Annotated in this window: 1 rRNA gene; it reads left to right on the forward strand. The window is 61.1% G+C overall.

Annotated elements, in window-relative coordinates:
* Positions 1 to 170: 170 nt before the first annotated feature.
* Positions 171 to 925: ribosomal RNA gene (locus ACI797_RS27815) — 23S ribosomal RNA — on the forward strand; the annotation flags it as partial.

The raw sequence follows: 925 nt of genomic DNA on the forward strand, positions 1-925 counted from the left end.
CGTTGTCTCGCCGGGGCCGTTCCGGTTCCCAGACCGCCGCACCGTGGGGTGCGGGCCGGTGGGGACATCTGCGGGGTGGTGGCCGGTTGTTGTTTGAGAACTGCACAGTGGACGCGAGCATCTTTCTTTTTGAGTGTTTGCAGGCGATTGTTCTGTTTTGTGGGCCGTGTGGTCAAGTTGTTAAGGGCGCACGGTGGATGCCTGGGCACCAGGAGCCGATGAAGGACGTGGGAGGCTGCGAGAAGCCTCGGGGAGCTGCCAACCGAGCGTTGATCCGAGGATGTCCGAATGGGGGAACCCCGCACCAGTCATGTGGTGTGACCCGCGCCTGAACACATAGGGCGTGTGGAGGGAACGTGGGGAAGTGAAACATCTCAGTACCCACAGGAAGAGAAAACAACAGTGATTCCGTGAGTAGTGGCGAGCGAAAGCGGATCGAGGCTAAACCGGTGGCATGTGAGACCCGGCAGGGGTTGTGTCATCGGGGTCGTGGGACCGCTCGTGCCGTTCTGCCGGACGGCGAGGGAGTGAGAAAGATCCGTGGTTAGTGGAAGGCCTCTGGAAGGGGTCGCCGTAGAGGGTGAGAGCCCCGTACACGAAAACCCGGGTCCTCCCGAGCGAGTTTCCCAAGTAGCACCGAGCCCGTGGAATTCGGTGTGAATCCGGCGGGACCACCCGCTAAGCCTGAATACTTCCTGGTGACCGATAGCGGACGAGTACCGTGAGGGAAAGGTGAAAAGTACCCCGGGAGGGGAGTGAAATAGTACCTGAAACCGTGTGCCTACAAGCCGTGAGAGCCCGCCGCACCCGCGTGGTGCGGGGGTGATTGCGTGCCTTTTGAAGAATGAGCCTGCGAGTTAGCGGTGCGTGGCGAGGTTAACCCGTGAGGGGTAGCCGTAGCGAAAGCGAGTCCGAACAGGGCGAT

This window comes from Geodermatophilus sp. SYSU D00691 (assembly GCF_054050275.1).